The 18,290-nt window shown below is 49.1% G+C and carries 14 protein-coding genes; 9 read left to right on the top strand and 5 right to left on the bottom strand.

From position 1 onward, the window contains the following. Positions 1–31 precede the first annotated feature (31 nt). The 3 genes from KJS94_RS05060 to KJS94_RS05070 are packed head-to-tail and all read left to right on the top strand — an operon-like array spanning position 32 to position 2,874. Positions 32–991, top strand: coding sequence for a geranylgeranylglycerol-phosphate geranylgeranyltransferase (locus tag KJS94_RS05060; protein ID WP_214446228.1), 960 nt, complete (start codon positions 32–34; stop codon positions 989–991). Then, positions 991–1,554: a Maf family protein gene (locus tag KJS94_RS05065; RefSeq protein WP_214446229.1), complete on the top strand. Its 564-nt coding sequence runs from the start codon at positions 991–993 to the stop codon at positions 1,552–1,554. The genes KJS94_RS05060 and KJS94_RS05065 overlap by 1 nt, the downstream gene beginning before the upstream one ends. Positions 1,555–1,614: 60 nt before the next feature. Further along, positions 1,615–2,874, top strand: coding sequence for a DUF2851 family protein (locus tag KJS94_RS05070; protein WP_214446230.1), 1,260 nt, complete (start codon positions 1,615–1,617; stop codon positions 2,872–2,874). A gap of 12 nt (positions 2,875–2,886) precedes the next feature. Here KJS94_RS05070 and KJS94_RS05075 read toward each other — a convergent pair whose 3' ends face one another. Continuing rightward, positions 2,887–3,291 carry an OsmC family protein gene (locus tag KJS94_RS05075; protein WP_214446231.1) on the bottom strand — a complete coding sequence of 135 codons (405 nt, stop codon included), beginning with the start codon at positions 3,289–3,291 and terminating at the stop codon, positions 2,887–2,889. A gap of 49 nt (positions 3,292–3,340) precedes the next feature. Here KJS94_RS05075 and KJS94_RS05080 point away from each other — a divergent pair, with 49 nt between their 5' ends. Together KJS94_RS05080 and lipA are read left to right on the top strand one after the other, a co-directional pair. Then, a complete protein-coding gene (locus KJS94_RS05080) occupies positions 3,341–4,138 on the top strand; it encodes a hypothetical protein (RefSeq protein ID WP_214446232.1) in 798 nt (265 codons plus the stop codon). A gap of 120 nt (positions 4,139–4,258) precedes the next feature. Further along, complete coding sequence (gene lipA / locus KJS94_RS05085; RefSeq protein ID WP_214446233.1) at positions 4,259–5,200, top strand: lipoyl synthase; 942 nt, start codon at positions 4,259–4,261, stop codon at positions 5,198–5,200. A gap of 95 nt (positions 5,201–5,295) precedes the next feature. Here lipA and KJS94_RS05090 read toward each other — a convergent pair whose 3' ends face one another. Then, positions 5,296–6,285 carry an ROK family protein gene (locus KJS94_RS05090; protein ID WP_214446234.1) on the bottom strand — a complete coding sequence of 330 codons (990 nt, stop codon included), beginning with the start codon at positions 6,283–6,285 and terminating at the stop codon, positions 5,296–5,298. An 11-nt stretch (positions 6,286–6,296) separates the two neighbouring features. Beyond that, positions 6,297–7,904, bottom strand: coding sequence for an MFS transporter (locus KJS94_RS05095; protein ID WP_214446235.1), 1,608 nt, complete (start codon positions 7,902–7,904; stop codon positions 6,297–6,299). Positions 7,905–8,137: 233 nt separating this feature from the next. Here KJS94_RS05095 and KJS94_RS05100 point away from each other — a divergent pair, with 233 nt between their 5' ends. From KJS94_RS05100 to KJS94_RS05115, 4 genes are all read left to right on the top strand, one after another. After that, positions 8,138–9,556 (top strand): glycogen synthase, encoded by a 1,419-nt coding sequence (locus KJS94_RS05100; protein ID WP_214446236.1) that lies wholly within the window; start codon positions 8,138–8,140, stop codon positions 9,554–9,556. A gap of 31 nt (positions 9,557–9,587) precedes the next feature. After that, the gene (locus KJS94_RS05105) at positions 9,588–10,865 is read left to right on the top strand and encodes a glucose-1-phosphate adenylyltransferase (RefSeq protein ID WP_214446237.1); all 1,278 of its coding nucleotides are present in this window, start codon (positions 9,588–9,590) and stop codon (positions 10,863–10,865) included. Positions 10,866–11,092: 227 nt separating this feature from the next. Then, positions 11,093–12,469, top strand: a complete 1,377-nt coding sequence (locus tag KJS94_RS05110) for an MFS transporter (protein ID WP_214446238.1) — start codon at positions 11,093–11,095, stop codon at positions 12,467–12,469. A 17-nt stretch (positions 12,470–12,486) separates the two neighbouring features. Further along, a complete protein-coding gene (locus tag KJS94_RS05115; RefSeq protein ID WP_214446239.1) occupies positions 12,487–14,337 on the top strand; it encodes a glycoside hydrolase family 13 protein in 1,851 nt (616 codons plus the stop codon). Positions 14,338–14,761: 424 nt separating this feature from the next. Here the strand turns inward: KJS94_RS05115 and KJS94_RS05120 are convergent, their stop codons facing one another. Continuing rightward, complete coding sequence (locus KJS94_RS05120; RefSeq protein ID WP_214446240.1) at positions 14,762–15,511, bottom strand: GLPGLI family protein; 750 nt, start codon at positions 15,509–15,511, stop codon at positions 14,762–14,764. Positions 15,512–15,515: 4 nt separating this feature from the next. After that, positions 15,516–18,281: an outer membrane beta-barrel family protein gene (locus KJS94_RS05125; protein WP_214446241.1), complete on the bottom strand. Its 2,766-nt coding sequence runs from the start codon at positions 18,279–18,281 to the stop codon at positions 15,516–15,518. Positions 18,282–18,290 lie beyond the last annotated feature (9 nt).

Here is an 18,290-nt window from a genome sequence, read left to right on the forward strand (position 1 = left end):
CTATATTTGTTGCCTAAACAAGACCATTCCCTTGAAAGTCATTGCAGCTTTTTTCCGGTTGATCCGGTGGCCCAATATTTTCTTCATTATCCTGACGCAGGTGCTGTTCTATTATTGCATCCTGGTACCGAGTTTCCTTGGGCCGGTTGCAGAAGGACTGGATACCATTAACCCCAAACTCAGCCCTGAACTATTTGGCTGGCTGGTATTATCATCTGTATGCATAGCCGCTGCGGGCTATATCATCAACGATTATTTTGACCTGAATATTGACCAGGTGAATAAGCCTGATGCCATTGTAGTGCAAAGGTATATCCGCCGCCGCTGGGCCATTGTCTGGCACCTGGTATTGTCCCTAACCGGGGTGGTATTGGCCTTCTATATCTCCTGGCGATTGGGCAACCCGGTGATCGGGCTGGCCAATTTCGCATGTGTATTACTGTTATGGTTCTATTCCACTACGCTGAAAAAACAGTTGCTGATCGGCAATGTGGTCATTTCCCTGCTTACAGCCTGGGTCATCCTGGTCATCTATTTTGCTGAATTCAGTGTGTTCCGGCTGACTCTTCCCGGCTATACCTCCATCATCAATTCCCTGTTCAAGTTCACCATGATCTACAGCGGCTTTGCTTTCATCATCTCCCTGATCAGGGAAGTGGTGAAGGACCTGGAGGACAGGGAAGGGGATGCCCGCTATGGATGCCGGACCATGCCCATTGTATGGGGACTGCCTGTTACCAAGATGTTTGTGTTTGTTTGGATGATCGTATTGACCACCGCCCTGGTCATCGTACAATTTTATGGCATCCTGAAAGGCTGGTGGCTGGGAGCCCTCTATAGCATACTGGCTGTGGTCCTTCCAATGGGTGCGGCTTTTATCCAGCTGAAGAATGCCCATACCCCCACTTCCTTCCACCGGCTGAGCACCACCATCAAGTGGGTGATGCTGGCAGGAATATTATCCATGGTCTTTTTTAAAATCTATCTCTGATGGAAAGAATAGTACTGGCTTCCCAGTCGCCAAGGCGAAAGCAATTGCTGGAGTGGGCAGAGGTCCCCTTCGATATTATTGTCCAGCCAACCGATGAAAGCTTTCCGCCGTATATGGCCATAGAAGAAGTACCGGTACATATCGCCCGCCAAAAAGCGATGTTGGTACAGGAAATGTTCAGCCAGGAAAGACTTGTACTGGCGGCAGACACCATTGTGGTACTGGACAACCAGGTGATCGGCAAACCCACAGACAGGGAAGACGCTATCAATATCCTCAGCAGGCTTTCCGGCAGGACCCACCGGGTAATAACGGGAGTGGTTATGCGAAAAAATGGGATAGAGAAGGCATTTGCCGATATTACGGAGGTAAGCTTCCATTCGCTCACCCATGACCAACTGGTTTATTATGTTGACCACTACCAGCCCTATGACAAGGCAGGCGCCTATGCCATCCAGGAGTGGATAGGCGTAGTAGGTATACAGTCCATCAGGGGCGACTTCTACAATGTGATGGGCCTTCCGGTCAGCAAGGTGGTGATGGCCTTGCAGGACTGGCCTTAAATCAGGGTGTATTTACGGGTTGACTCCGGTGCAGCCTGCATGTAATTTGGTAAAAAGGACATGCAGGAAAAATTATTGCAATTCATCTGGCAGGGAAAGTATTTCGAGAGCAGGAACCTAATTACGGAACAGGGGGAGCCCGTCACCATTTTGGACCCGGGCAGTTTGAACGACCACCAGGGCCCCGATTTCCGTGATGCCAGGTTGGTCATCAACGGTACCCTTTGGGCAGGTAATATAGAACTTCATATCAGGACATCACAATGGCACCAGCATCACCATACCCATGATCCAAGGTACAGGAACGTGATACTGCATGTGGTATGGGAGAATGACGACCCGGTACTGAGCCTCGCCATTCCCACATTGGTGTTGCAACCCCATGTATCCGTCATGTTGCTGGACAGGTATGCCATGCTGATGAAAGAACCGGATGAGGTGTCCTGTAGTAAGCAACTGGAGGAAGTACCCGGACAGGTATGGCAGGAATGGCTGCAGGACCTGGTAACGGAAAGGCTTAACCGAAAATCCTCCGAACTGCTGGGCATATTGCCGCAAACCCGTAACAACTGGGAGGAACTTACCTGGTGGTGGCTGGCCAGGCATTTTGGCGGCCCGGTCAATGCTGCGTTTTTTGAGCAGGTAGCAAGGTCTATTCCCTTTTTATTGATCAGCAAATACCGTAACCAGTTGATCCGGCTGGAGGCCTTATTATTAGGCCAGGCCAACCTGCTGGAAGCCTCCCATGCCGATCCCTATGTGCAATTACTCCAAAGGGAATACCAGTTCCTGCAGGCCAAGCACCAGTTGAAGCCGGTTCATGGCCAGGCTCAATTCCTGCGTATGCGGCCGGCAGGATTCCCTACCATCAGGCTTGCCCAACTGGCAGCCTTCCTGCAAACCCGGCAAAATATCCATAGCAGGTTAATCGCAAGCACACAACTAAAGGAACTGGAAGCAATGCTCGACATTACCGCCAATGATTTCTGGCATTATCATTACAGGCTGGAAGAACCCACACCTTACCAACCCAAACATATTGGCAGGGACATGATACATCATTTGATCATTAACGGTATAGCTCCCCTGGTCTATGCCTATGGAAAGCACCAGCAGCTCCCTGCCATCCGGCAACAGGCACTGAATTGGCTGGCTCGCTTGCCTGCTGAAGAAAACCAGGTGTGCAGGGAATGGAAAAGGTGGGGGATCGTACCGGCCTCGGCAGCCGAAAGCCAGTCATTATTAGAGCTCAGGAAATTATATTGTCATAACAGGAGATGCCTGGAATGCAGGATAGGCAATTACCTGCTGAACAGGTAATTGCCAAAGGGGTTACCATTCGTAAACCAGGTTAAGGTTCACCTCAGGTGAAAGGCTTTTAGCGACCGGACAGTTGTTACCCACCCTTTCCAGGATGGTCCTGTCTTTTTCACTTAGGTTTAACGTTTTCGGAAAACGGATGATCACATCAATTTTTCCCACCCTTCTGGGGTCCGCCAACATGTGTTTCTGGATATCGATACTTGCCCCGGAAAGGTCAATTTCCATATCCTGTGCCTTAATGCCCATTGTAGTAATGGCGCAGGTTCCCATTGCTACACAAAGAAGGTCAGTAGGAGAGAACCTTTCTCCTTTTCCACGGTTATCAGTAGGTGCATCCGTTTCGATCACGGTGCCGCTCTGGTTATGGGTGGCAGAACAACGAAGCTGCCCTTCATAAACTACAGATGCTGTCATGCTATTATTTTTGCCTAAATTTAGGCAAGTGAAAGCTAAAACCGTTATTGTGAAAAAAATACTCTTCCTGTCTTTAGGTCTTATCCTTACCCAGCAGATGTTTGCGCAGACTACAAGGAGTTCAAAGAAAGATAAGAAAGCAGAAAAACAGGAGAAGATCAATGCCCTGATGAAATTGGAAGAAGAAGGGGAAATGATCTTTTCCAAACACAGCATATTTGGCATCAAACTCAATACCGATGGTTATGGTATTTCCTGGGAGAAGGGAAAGTTCCTGACGCCTCGCAAGACCAGGATCATCCAGATTGAGTTCAATGAAAAGAAACACCCGAAGGAAGACAAGGATGCAGGCAGTGTTGACCTCTTTGGCAACGTAAACCAATTCGTATACGGCAAGGTGAATAATTTCTACCAGTTGAAAGGTGGCTTCGGCCAGCAATATCTTATAGGTGGAAAAAGTAATAAGAACGGTGTGGCGGTATCAGCCCTCTGGGCAGGAGGCCTCTCCATTGGGCTGGAAAAACCCTATTTCGTGGATGTGGAAGACAGGGTGACCGGCCAGCAAAGCCGCAAGCAGTTCACGGAAATTGAAGATCCCAACCAGTATATCTACCTGTCAGCATCCGGATTCACTGTGGGTTGGAGCGAAGTGAAATTCAACCCGGGCGCCCACCTGAAAACCGCGCTGCGCTTCGATTACGGCCGTTTTAATGAATCGGTTGCCGCTATTGAGGCTGGAGTGAATATCGAATACTACAGCAAGGAGGTATTGCAAATGATCAATAATGATCCCAAGAACCTCTTTTTCAATGCCTACGTTTCCCTGCTCTTTGGTAAGCGGAAGTGATGTATTTTTGCCCATTCCCGGGCCTCCCTTCTACCAACCAACCTGATCCTTGGGCAAATGCCCGGGCATTATTGAAACTGACCATTCCTGTCCCGGCCGGAGGTCATTGAAATGAAAAGTATGCAGGAACTACCCGTTGTACCCGCTTTGAACGAAAGCGAATCTAAGATCAAAAAACCCTCCTGGCTGCGTGTAAAGCTGCCCACAGGGGAGAACTATAAACATGTCCGCCAGCTGGTGGACAACCATAAGCTCCACACCATCTGCGAAAGCGGCAATTGTCCCAATATGGGCGAATGCTGGGGAGCGGGCACCGCCACCTTCATGATCCTGGGCAATACCTGTACCCGGAGTTGCGGTTTCTGTGCCGTGGCTACCGGAAGGCCTGATCCGGTGGATTGGGATGAGCCGCAAAGGGTAGCGGAAGCCATTTACCTGATGAAGGTGAAGCACGCGGTGATCACCTCTGTTGACCGTGATGAATTAAAGGATGGGGGCTCCACCATTTGGTACAATACCATCAAGGCAGTCAAGAACCTCAACCCGGATACAACCCTCGAGACCCTGATCCCCGATTTCAAGGGCAACAAGGACCAGGTGCAGCGCATCATTGATGCCGCTCCTGAGGTGGTATCCCACAATATTGAAACAGTGGAAAGGCTGACCCGCAAAGTTCGTATCCAGGCCAAGTACTGGAGGAGCATGGAAGTGCTGAGGACCCTCAAGGAAGGCGGCATGCGCGTGAAGAGCGGCATCATGCTGGGTTTGGGCGAGACCAAGGAAGAAGTTATCCAAACCCTTCGCGACCTCCGGGATAATGGCGTGGATGTTGTGACCATTGGCCAGTACCTCCAACCCACCAAAAAGCACCTGCCGGTTGACCGTTTCGTCCATCCGGATGAATTTGCCGAGTACCGCGAGATCGGTTATGACCTCGGTATTGATTATGTAGAAAGCGGTCCGCTGGTACGTTCCTCCTACCATAGTGAAAAGCATGTGATCCCCGGTTATGGTAAGGAAAAATGGCTGCAGGAAAAAGCGTTAGCAGCATCAGCAGGTTAATCTTAATAGATAATGCATAACAAAAAAGGGAGTAATCATGATTACTCCCTTTTTTGCTATGCATTAAGCAGGCCAGGCTGCTTTGATTTTATCCATTAAAGACTGGCATGGCTTTGCTTCATTTCCCAAACCAGGGCACTGGCCCCGAGGATGGCAGCATCGGCCTCATGCAGGTCGCTCTTGATCACTTTTACCTTATTCCTGAAAATCGGTAACAGGTTTCTTTCCATGTGCTCGATCGTAGGTTCGAAGATCAGTTTTCCTGCCTTGATCAATCCCCCGAAAAGGATGATGGCTTCAGGGGAGGAGAACATCACGAAATTAGCCAGGGCCTCACCCAGTATCTGGCCGGTAAAGCGGTAAACCTCCAGGGCGATCTCATCACCTTGCATGGCACAATCGAAGACATGCTTACTGGTCAATTCATCTTCAGGGTATTTGCGCATCATGCTGGGTTTATCAGGATGATCAGCCAGCATTTCCTTGGCGCTCAACACTACACCCGTTGCAGAAGCATAAGCTTCCAATGAACCGTTGAGGTCGGTAGACCAGTGTGGCCTGCCGCCGGGACGGATAATGGTGTGGCCCAATTCACCGGCAAAACCATCATGGCCATAGATGAGCTGGCCATTGGCTACAATGCCACTGCCTACACCGGTACCCAGGGTGATCGTAATGAAATCACGCATGCCCTTGGCAGCACCATATTGCATCTCACCAACAGCAGCCGCATTGGCATCATTGGTAAGCGCAGTGGGCATATTCATTTTCTTCGAAACCATTTCTGCCAGGGGCACAACACCTTCCCAACGCAGGTTAGGGGCGTATTCTATGGTCCCCGTGTAATAATTACCGTTAGGGGCACCTATGCCAATACCCTTGATCAGGTCGTGTCCACCTACTTTTTCCACCATCAGGTTCAACCGGACACAAAGGGCATTTACAAATTCCTCAGCAGTCTCGTATTCAGGTGTTGACAACTGCTCATACTGCAACACCTCACCACGGCGGTTAACAATGCCACACTTGGTATTGGTACCGCCAATATCTACTCCAATTGCGTATTCTAAAGGTATAGTCGTCATGTCTGTAATGATTAATGTCCTCCACCGATTTGATTATCGAAATCAAGTCCCTGTGCTTTCAGCACACCGCGCATCCTGATGGCGAGTAAAGCCAGGAATGCGAAGCAGGCAGCAGCGATCAGGTAGGAATTGTGCATTCCAATACTTGGGTTGTCACCAAAGGTTCCCTGCAAAGGCGGAATAACGGCACCACCCAGGATCATCATGATCAGGAAAGCTGAACCCTGGCTGGTGTATTTGCCCAAACCAGCAACACCGAGGGAGAAGATACAGGGCCACATTACGGAACAGCACAGACCACCAGCCATCAGGGCATAAACGGAAACGAGGCCATTGGTAAATACACCCACCAACATGGCAATGGTTGCCAGAACTGAAACAGTCAACAATGTCTTCACCGGCTTTTCCTGTCCATAGAAAAAGGCCAGTACCATGATGGCCACCACGCCTGCATAGGCATAAAGATCACTGATATTGTTACCCTTCACATAGTTGGCCAACAATACCACCGCGAAGGCTACAAAAGGCACTATGACGGTAGCAATGGTCTTACCTGTCTTGGAGAGGTTGAACACCCCGATCGCTCCGGTCCAGCGGCCGATCATCAGACTACCCCAATACAGGGAAACAAAATGGGAGATCTCACTTTCATTCAAACCGGCCTCATTGAAATATCCCGGTACTTTCAGCAGGGCTCCAAAATTGTTGTCGATCGTCACTTCCACCCCTACATATACAAAGATACCCAACATACCCAGGATCAATTGCTGGTAACGCATGGCGCCCCAACCTTCACTTTCTTTTTTAGCGGCATTGTTGGAATAGAACAGGATACCAACAACGGTCAATATGGTTGCCACCAGTAAAGGAAGCTTGTCAACATTGGTAAGCTGCCCCACAACGATCACACCTGCAATGATAGCCGTCATCAGCAAGAGGGAGCGGGCCGCCTTATTGGCTTTTTCAAACTTCTCATCGTTCTTTCCATCAGGCAGTTTGCTGAAGGTAAAGAAAAGCGCAACCGCTGCGAATACGGCAGCCACAATCAGGTAAAGGGAGTTGATATTGGTAATGGTGGCTTCCTCCGGATTTGCACTCGCAGAACCAAAGAGGAAGAAGCTAACAATGATAGGTCCCAGGGTAGTACCCAGGGAGTTCACCCCACCACCCAGGTTAAGGCGATGGGATCCCGTAGAAGGATCACCCAACACAATGGCAAAAGGCTGGGCCGCTGTTTGCTGCAGGGAGAATCCCAGTGCAACGATGAACAAAGAGATCAGGATCGCAGGAAATGAATTGGCATTCGCTGAAGGAATGATCAATAGGGCACCTACAACAGAGATCCAGAGACCATAAATGATACCTTTCTTATAACCGATCTTATTCAGAAGATCGGTCCCCTTGGTATTGGAGAGGATGAATAAAATAAGTGAGCCGATAAAATAGGCGCCATAAAATGCGGACCCGATCAACTGGCTTTGAAACTGGTTCAGGTGAAAATGCGTTTTACAAAAAGGGATCAGGATACTGTTAGAAGCAGCAATGAATCCCCAGAAGAAAAACACGATCACCAGTGTGGCCAATGCACCTGTGTTGGTTGGTTGTTTCGTTTGCGACATATGCAGTCAATGTTTTGTTGCGGGCGGAACCCCTTTAATGAAAACAAATAGCAAGGTCCTGAATGCTTGCATTTATCAGGCCTCACCGAATGAGTGAAAATAGGAAGGAATTTTATTTAATTGAAATTTTTTCGAAAGTCAAAGGACTTAAATCAATTTCTTACTAAATTGAAAGACAATTTTTTGCTTTCTATTTAATTGATGCACTGGCATCGCGACCGGAAAACATTCATATGGAAATTCTTCACGTATCTGCCGAATGCTATCCTGTGGCCAAAGCAGGGGGCCTTGGGGATGTAGTGGGCGCATTGCCCAAATACCTTAACGATGCCGGCCATATCGCCAAGGTGGTTATGCCCATGTACCGGACCAAATTCCTCTATGAGAACAAATGGGAAGTGGTTCATAAAGGGTCGGCCTACCTGGGTAATACCTGGTTCGATTATACCATTATCAAGGAATCCAACAACAAGCTGGGATTTGACCTTTACCTGGTAGATATCAACGGGTTGCTGGATCGGGAAAAGGTCTATGGCTATGATGACGACACCGAAAGGTTCACCTGCTTCCAGATAGCGGTAGTCGATTGGGTGAGTTCATGGAAACATAAGCCGGACATCATCCATGTACATGACCACCATACGGCGCTCATTCCCTTCATGCTCAAGTACAGTTATCCCTACCAACAGCTGGCGGGCATTCCCACCGTGCTAACCATCCACAACGCCCAATACCAGGGATGGATGGACTGGGAAAAATCGGATTATATCCCGCATTGGGATGGCTGGAAATGGGGTATGCTGGACTGGAACAATGCCATTAACCCGTTGGCAGCCGGTATCCGGGCAGCATGGAAGGTGACCACTGTGAGCTGGAGTTACCTGCACGAGTTAAGGCAGGAAAGCAATGGCCTCGAGAGCCTCTTCGAATACGAAAAAGGCAAGTGTGTCGGCATCCTGAACGGGATCGATACCGTAGTTTGGGACCCGGAAAAGGACAGCTACCTGAAAGACCATTTTTCCATTGAGACCATGGCCGCCGGCAAGCGCACCAATAAGGAAGCGCTCTGTGAGGAATTTGGCCTCAACCCCGATAAGCCGCTCTTCGTTTTCATTGGACGACTGGTAGGCGAGAAGGCGGCCGACCTGCTGCCCAGGGCCATCGGGGATTCCCTGTATTTTATGGACCAAAGAATGAACTTCCTGGTACTGGGAAGCGGCGAACCCCATGTAGAGGCAGAACTGGCCGATATGCGCAGCTACTGGATGGGCTACTACAATTCCCGGATCGGCTATAACGAACAGTTGAGCCACAAGATGTACGCCGGGGCCGACTTCCTGCTGATGCCCAGCAGGGTGGAGCCTTGCGGACTCAACCAGATGTATTCCATGCGCTATGGCACCGTTCCCCTGGTCAGGAGGACTGGAGGACTTCGTGATACGGTATTGGACATCGGTGAGCCGGGAGGTTATGGTATTTGTTTCAACCAGGCCTCCGTTGGGGATATCACCCATGCCGTGTACAGGGCCGTGGAGTTGTATGATGACCAGCTAAAGTTTGATTCCGTGAGAAGGAAACTGATGAGCCTGGATTTTAGTTGGGACAGAAGTGCACAACAATATATTGACGTGTACAATTCTTTGTTATCTTAAAGGACCAAATACTAATGCTTAAATCATTTCTATGTCAATCAGTAAAGAAGTAGTTGCTGTAATCCTTGGTGGAGGCGCCGGTAGCCGTTTGTACCCGCTTACAGCCAGCAGGAGCAAGCCTGCGGTTCCCATTGCAGGCAAATATCGCCTGGTGGATATTCCCATTTCCAACTGTATGAATTCAAGCATCAACAGGATGTTTGTGCTCACCCAGTTCAACTCGGCATCCCTCAACAGGCACATCAAGAATACCTATCATTTCAGTGCCTTCAGTTCAGCATTCGTGGATATCCTTGCAGCTGAACAAACCCCTGACAACCCTACCTGGTTCCAGGGCACCGCCGATGCCGTTAGGCAAAGCCTTCGCCATATTGCACCATTCGACAGCGACTATGTGCTAATCCTTTCCGGCGACCAGCTCTACCAGATGGATTTTTCCGAGATGCTCGATAACCATAAAAAGAATGGTGCGGATATTTCCATCGCCACCATTCCCGTAGGCGACAGGGAAGCACCGGAATTTGGCATCATGAAGGTGACTGATGGCTTCATCACCTCTTTCGTGGAAAAACCAAAGAAAGAAGTATTGGGGGAATGGATCAGCGATACCGGTGAGGCGATGCACCAGCAGGGCAGGAAATACCTTGCCTCTATGGGTATCTATATCTTCAACCGCAAACTCCTGTTCGACCTGCTGGAGGATGAGAAAAAGGATGCCACCGATTTCGGTAAGGAGATCATCCCGGAATCCATCGACAATTACAAGGTATGCTCCTACCAGTACGAAGGATACTGGACAGATATCGGTAATATCTATTCTTTCTTCGAAGCTAACCTGAGCCTCACACAGGATATCCCTGAATTCAACCTTTTCGATAACAGCAGGGCCATTTATACCCGTGCGCGCATGCTTCCGCCAGCCAAGATCAGCGGCACCACCCTTGAAAAGACCCTGATCGCGGAAGGTTCCATCATCAATGCCTCCCGGGTGGAGAACAGCGTGGTGGGTATCCGTTCCCGAATCGGCCATGGCACAACGGTGGTGAGCAGCTACCTGATGGGCTGTGATTATTTTGAGACCATCGAGGATATGAACTCGGCCAGGGCCAAAGGATTACCCATCCTGGGCATTGGCGACCGCTGCTATATCAAGAATGCGATCGTTGACAAGAACGTAAGGATCGGCGATGATGTACGCATCAATGGCGGCCCTCACCTCGAGAATACCGACCATGCCCTTTATACCATTAAGGATGGTATTGTGGTGATCAAGAAAGGTGCCGTGATACCCAGCGGATTCGTATTATAAACTACCTTAATATTTTTCCCAAAGGCTGTTTCCTTTCCGGCAACAGCCTTTTTTTATCGGTCTTCCAGGTGCATTTCCCTTAACTCCTCCACTAGTTACCGGAGCTCATTAACTAAGTTTGGGGTAAGGATGAAGGCAGAAAAACAATTCCCCGTGCCTGGCCGAACTGAATTAAATTTCCTTATTTTCGAATCTGTGTACTTTATACACATTAAACAACGATTGCGATGGCTTCAACTTCCCCAATCCAAACTTCTGTAGAAAATGCGGTCCAGAAACCCAACCTGAGTTTCTGGCAGATCTGGAACATGTGCTTCGGCTTTTTCGGAATTCAATTCGGCTGGTCCCTCCAGATGGGTAATATGAGCGCTATTTATGAATTCCTCGGTGCCAGTCCCGAAGAGATTCCCGGCCTATGGTTGGCGGCTCCCATGACCGGCCTGATCGTGCAACCGATCATTGGTTACCTGAGCGATCGCACCTGGCATCCCAAACTCGGCAGGCGTCGTCCCTTCTTCCTGGTGGGGGCCATCCTGAGTTCCATAGCCTTATTGTTCATGCCCAATTCCTCCGCCATCTGGATGGCCGCAGGTTTACTCTGGATCCTGGACAGTAGCATCAATATCAGCATGGAACCCTTCCGCGCCTTTGTTGCGGATAACCTGAATGAAAAACAGCGTCCATTCGGTTTTGCCATGCAGAGTATGTTCATCGGCCTCGCCTCTTTTGTGGCAGGATACCTGCCCTCACTGCTGGTAAAATGGTTTGGCTTCTCCCGCGAAAAAGTAGGCGGTTCCATCCCGGAGAATATCCAATGGTCCTTCTATATCGGCGGCTTCGTTTTCTTCCTGGCCGTGTTGTATACGGTGGTGTTCAGTAAGGAGTATCCACCCGCCGACCTGGTAGGATGGAAACAAAAAGTAAAAGAAAGCAATAAAGGATTTGGCGGCGGCGTGAAAGAGATCATCCATTCCATCCAACATATGCCCAACCAGATGAAAAGGCTGGCATTGGTGAACTTCCTTACCTGGCCCGGGCTTTTCCTGATGTGGTTCTATTACAGCACAGGGGTGGCCAGCGATATTTTTGGCGGCGACCCTAAAACTAATAGTGATGTATATACGCAAGGATTAGAACATGCCAATACCACTTCGGCCATCCTTAACCTGGTGACCTTCCTTTTTTCCTTTTCTCTGCCTTTCTGGGTATCCAAACTAGGCAAGAAATGGACCCACACTATTTGCCTGCTGATCGGCGGCATTGGCCTGATCTGGGTGAACTTCATCCAGAACCCCAGCCTGCTCTATGTTGCCATGAGCATGGTGGGCATTGCCTGGGCATCCATCCTGTCCATGCCTTATTCCATGCTGGCCAGTCACCTGCCTGAAGATAAGATCGGCATCTACATGGGTATCTTCAACTTCTTCATCGTATTACCGGAGATCATCGCTTCCCTGTTCTTTGGCAAGATCATGTCCACCTTCCTGAACAACGACCGCCTGGTTGCCGTTCTGATCGGTGGCATCCTGCTCTGCATTGCAGCGATCGCTTGTATCCTGGTGGTGAAAGAGGAAAGGGACGACAAGAAATCCATGCTGGCATAAACTGAAAGCAATCCATAATGAATCGTAATCTTATCTTATCGTTTGTTTTATGCTTATTCTCCCTGGCCACTATTGCACAGGAAGTAGCGGTGTACCCAACCAATTGGTGGGTGGGCATGAAGAACCCAAGGGTGCAACTGATGGTCCATGGAAAGGATATTGGTAAAGGGCAAATAACCATAGCGCCTTACCCGGGTGTAAAGTTGGAGAAGGTCCAGAAGGCCGAGAACCCCAATTATGTTTTCCTTGACCTGCTGATCAGTCCATCAGCCAAACCCGGACAGCTTTCCATTCAATGTTCCCCGGAAGGAAAGAAACAAAAGATCTTCTATCCCTTGAACGCAAGAAGGGCAGGGAAGGGAACCGCTTTTGCACAGGGCGTTACCTCATCTGACCTGGTGTACCTGCTGATCCCGGACCGTTTCAGCAATGGTGATCCATCCAACGACAGGATCGCCGGCCTGCGCGACCAGTCGCTGAACAGGGACTCCATCTTCCATCGCCATGGCGGGGACATCAAAGGCATCATCAACCACCTCGATTACCTGGATGATATGGGGGTTACCGCGCTCTGGCCCTTGCCTGTTTGGGAAAACAATATGCCAGACCGCACGGAGCATGGATACGCTATTACCAACCACTACAAGGTTGAGCCCAGGCTGGGGACCAATGATGATTACAAGGCTTTGGCCAATGCCCTACACAAAAGGGGCATGAAGCTGATCCAGGATATTGTGTACAACCATACCGGCCTATACCACTTTTTTGTGCAGGATAAGCCCATGAAGGACTGGCTGCATGAATGGCCAACTTATACCAATACCACCTATAAGGATCAGGCCATCTTCGATCCCTATGCGGCCCCTTCCGATCGCAAGCGGATGCTGGATGGTTGGTTCACGCCACAAATGCCCGACCTCAACCATGGTAATCCTTTTGTTGCCAATTTCCTGATCCAGCATGCCATCTGGAGCGTGGAAGAATTTGGGGTGGATGGTTACAGGATCGATACCTATATCTACAACGACCTTGATTTCATGAACCGTTGCAATAAGGCCCTGCTGGAGGAATATCCCAAGCTCTCCATCTTTGGGGAGACCTGGGTGCATGGAGTGCCCAACCAGAGTTATTTCTGTGAGAACTCCCTCAACCTGCCCTTCAAAAGCAACCTGCCGGCCACTACGGATTTCCAAACCCTTTTTTATGGTATCCAGGAAACCCTGACCAGGCCTTTTGGCTGGACCGACGGCGTGAATAAACTCTACACCACTACAGCCCAGGATTTCATGTACAAGGATCCCACCCGCCAGGTGATCTTCCTCGATAACCATGACCTGGCAAGGTTCTATTCGGTGATAGGGGAGGATACGGCAAAGTATAAAGTTGCCCTTTCCTGGTTGCTGACCTTCAGGGGAGTACCCCAACTCTATTATGGCAATGAATTGCTCATGACCGGCTTTACCAATCCCGATGGTTGGGTGCGCCTCGATTTCAAGGGCGGCTGGGCAAATGATTCGGTGAATAAATTCACTGCGTCAGGAAGAACGGCAAAAGAGAACGACATCTTCAACCATATCCGCAAACTGGCCCGCTACCGCAAGAACTCAACCGCGCTGAAGACAGGTAAGTTCATGCAATATGTTCCGGAAGATGGGGTATATGTGTATTTCCGTTATGACAATAACCAAACCATTATGTGTGTGCTGAACCAGAACACGGCGGACAAGACCATTGACCCGCAGCGATTCGTGGAAAGGGTGAAAGGTTTCAGGAAAGGAAAGGATATCGTGACCGATACCGAATACGACCTTGGCACAAAAATGCAGCTGCGGCCCATGAGCCTGCTGGTGCTGGAATTGAAGAACTAAAGAAAATAGTAAATAACATCATTACATGGCCCACCAATTTTGTGTGGGCCATTTTTATATCGCCTCGACCCTAGTTGAAATTGGATTAACCGGTATACCACGCCGCCCCCGTTGTGTCTTATGACCAACGGGTAGTTGGAATCGTATTAGCAGCCAGAAATAATATGTAATGGCAGCTATAACTTAACTTAAAAAAGGCACGGGACGCAAAGAACGCATCGCCTGCCTTAGCTTTAGCATCGGCAGGCAATGAAGGGGAGGGTTTCACATTGGCGCAGCCAATTCTTTGCGTTCTCAAAAACCCCTCAAAAGTTAAATCCCATTCGCGTCCTTTGCGTTAAAAAATTAACGTAAAAGAATAACCTGGTTAGTAAGCTGTTGGTGATAACACCAACAGTGGCTACGTTGGGGAGAAGAACCACCATCATAACATCGTCCACCAGATATTGCGGGGGCCATTCTTTTTCCAGTCGGCCATTGACTTTTGCAGGGTCGCTTCCAACTCTTTTGGGGTAATCTTTTTTCCCTTGCCATTGAGTACAAAATCAGTTGCCTTAGGCTCAACCAACTCTACCTTGGTGGCGAACCATGTAGTAAAGAGCCGGGGCACTGCCAATCCGAGGATCATGCCCGGTAAGCCGCTGAAGGACTCAGGTCCGCCACTGACAGGGATCTCTTCCGTATAGAATGCCACCACATAAACCGAATCACAGATCCGCGTAACGGCCTTGCGGCACTCGAAGCCGGCAATGGTGCGTAGTTCATTGGTGATATGCCACTCATACTGGCGGATACTGTCCTCAATCAGGAAATTATCCTCGAAGACCTTTTTCCGGCTGGTGATCCGTTGCTGCGCCAACTGGGTCAACACCGAGTTTTCCTTGGCGGGACCGAGCAGCCAACCGATCATTTCCCCTTTGCCATCACCGTCCTTACCCGGTTTATAAATGGTTTGTCCCTCCCTGAACAGCAGGTCGAAATAGGCAGTATTGGTCTTGGGTTGCTTGGACATAAACTCCTTGAAAAACTCCGCATCGTTATCATCAGGTTCCCATTGGCGGTGCACATTGATCTTTCTTTCAAACTCGATCTTGCCCTCGTATATGAATTTCGTTTGCGCCACAACAGCAGAGGCAGCAGCGACCAGTATACTTGTTATGATGATTCTAAACATAAACTTACTTGGTTGCAGGATTACGTGAAAAATTCCAGGTAAAGCTTACCAGCCAGTACCGGCGGAGGGTATTGTAACTGTTCTCTGTAATGAAATTGCTGGAAGCATTACGTTGGAAACCGATGTTCTGGTTCAGGATATCGTTAACGCTTAACCGAAGCTCACCGGTCTTGTTCTTCCAGAACTTCTTGGCCACATAGGCATTCCATAACCAAACATTGAGGTCGGAAGTGAAGACATCTGTTTTCTGGCGCCAGGAATAAGTAAGCTTTGTGGAAAGCTCAAAACTCTTGGGCAGGTAGACCGTAGAGCTCAGTTCGTTATCCACTGTCCAGTACCTCGTCTTCACATCGGGACGGATGCTCGACTTGCTGAAGGTATAGGAAGGCTTGATATCCAACCAGAAATTCACCTTATTCTCCTTATCGTAGCTAAGGCCAACGGATGGGGTGAAACTGGCAAACGTATTGGTATTCTTTACCCCATTGATGATGTTATTTACCTTACCGCCATTCATGCCAAGGTTGAGGTTGGCATTGAACTTCGATTTGCCGATCCTGGTCCAATACCCCCCATAGGCAAAATAGGTAAAGTTACCGTCCACATTCACGAACTGGTAAACCCTCCGGCCTACTGAATCCACCCGATCACTGGCACTAATGGCATCTTCGGTAAGGTTCGCACCGACATTGACGTACATGTTCCTCGAAGTAAGGATCTTATAATCATTAAAGAACAGGTTGAAAGTATGCCTGAACTCCTGCTTCAGGTTGGGATTACCCACCTGGATATTGAGCGGGTCGGTATTCTCCAGGATCGGCTGGATCTGTTGCAGGGTAGGCTGGCGGGTATTGCCATTATAGCTCATGGACAATCCACGCTGTGCCCCTAATTTGAACCGGATATTAGCTTTGGGGAAGAAGTTGATAAAGGAATACCTATAAGAAGTATCGGCGTCCAGGTCCTTCTGGGTGAAGCCGGTATTGGAAATATTGGCCCCGATAGAAGCAGTGACCAGCTTACCATTCCACCTGAAATTGACGCCCCCTGAATGGGTATTGTAGTCAAACTCATAATTGCTGCTGAACAGGCTGTCCAGTACTACATATTTTCCGTCAAGGGATTTATTGAAAGAGGAACGATAGGCATCACTGCGGGTGAAGCGATAGCCATAGTTGAACTCAACAAATAATTTCTTCGAAAGCGGCTCGGTATAAGAGACCTTACTATTGAAAACATTACTGCTTTGCTGGTTCTCCTTGAACTGGTCAACCGAATCGCGACGGAAATTCTCCCCGAGGCTGTTATAAAACTGGTTAATGGCTTTCAGGTAGCCGTCGGTTGAATTATCCGAATAGGTCTGGTCGTAATTGATGGAAATTGTCCTTCCTTGCTTTTTGAACTTCTTGCGCCAGATGGCACTGGCCTTAAGTTGTTTCCTGGTACCATCAGATTCCAGTTCCCGGATATTCTGGTTCACCAACTGCTTGTCCTCATTGAGCGAACGGCCAATAAAGGATGACTGGTTGGACGCTGTAGCATAACTACCATTAACCGTCACCTTCAGGCTGGAGAGGGAGTCCAGCTTCAGGTCGTAGAAGCCATTGAGGTTATTGCGGATATTCTGGGTAAAGGTTTTGCGAAGCTGGTCTGTGAAGTACAGGGTATCCGGCAGGATATACTGGCTTTCGGTTCGGCCTTCCGTTTCCACATTCTGCTTGTAAAATTGGTAGTTACCATTGATATGCTTACGGTCGCCATCCATCTTGTTGGAGAAATGGACACCACCTGTCCAGGCCTTGGGCAATCCCTCGCCACGGTAAGAACCTCCCCAGGTATTGAACTCGTCATTTTCCTGGTAGGAATAGAAGAAACCATCTTCTTCATTGAATTCAAAATTATCGCCGCCGCCAAACTTGTTGTTATCCTCCCAGGAAAGCCCGGCCTTACCGGTATTGGCCATGGTACCATAAGCGGCCAACTTACGTTTACCCTTAAACGAATTGATCATTCCCTCATTCTCGAAGTATCCGGGAATGCCACCACCGGCCTTTACTTTACCGAAATAGCCCTTCTTCTTATCTTCCTTCAATTGCAGGTTGATGGTCTTCGTCTTCTCCCCATCATCTATACCGGTAAAGGCAGCCTGTTCACTTTTCTTATCAAAGACCTGCACCTTATCAATGGCATCGGCCCTGAGGTTCTGCGTCACCACGGCAGGATCATCACTAAAGAACTCTTCACCATCCACCAATACTTTCTGCACTTTCTGGCCCTGTGCCGTTATCTCCCCTTTACTGTTCACTTGCAGGCCGGGCAGTCTCTTCAGCAGTTCCTCCACATTGGCGCCCTGCGCAACGGCAAAACTATCGGCCCTGAATTCAAGGGTATCGCCCTTGATGCGGATAGCCCCGAGCTTCTGTGAAACCACCACTTCTTCCAGCAAGGCAGATTTGCGGATCAAGTTGATCTTACCCAGGTCCATGCTTTCACCTGCCAAATTCAATTCATCAACATAATCCGCGAACCTGGGATAGGTGACCATCAACAGGTATTGGCCTTTTGACCTTACAGGAAGGGTGAATCTTCCCTGCGCATCGCTCCTTACAAATGATACCAATACTGAATCCTTTGTGAGCAGGGATATGACCGCATTGGAAAGGGGTTTGTTCTCGGCAGTGTCTGCAATGCTGCCTTTGAGTTGGGCTTGCTGCGCAACAGCCAGTTTACCCAATAGGATAAAGCAAGCCCATAGCAGTAGTCTTTTCATTCTGGTTGG

It is taken from the genome of Flavihumibacter rivuli (assembly GCF_018595685.2).
GTDB classification, from domain to species: Bacteria; Bacteroidota; Bacteroidia; order Chitinophagales; family Chitinophagaceae; genus Flavihumibacter; species Flavihumibacter rivuli.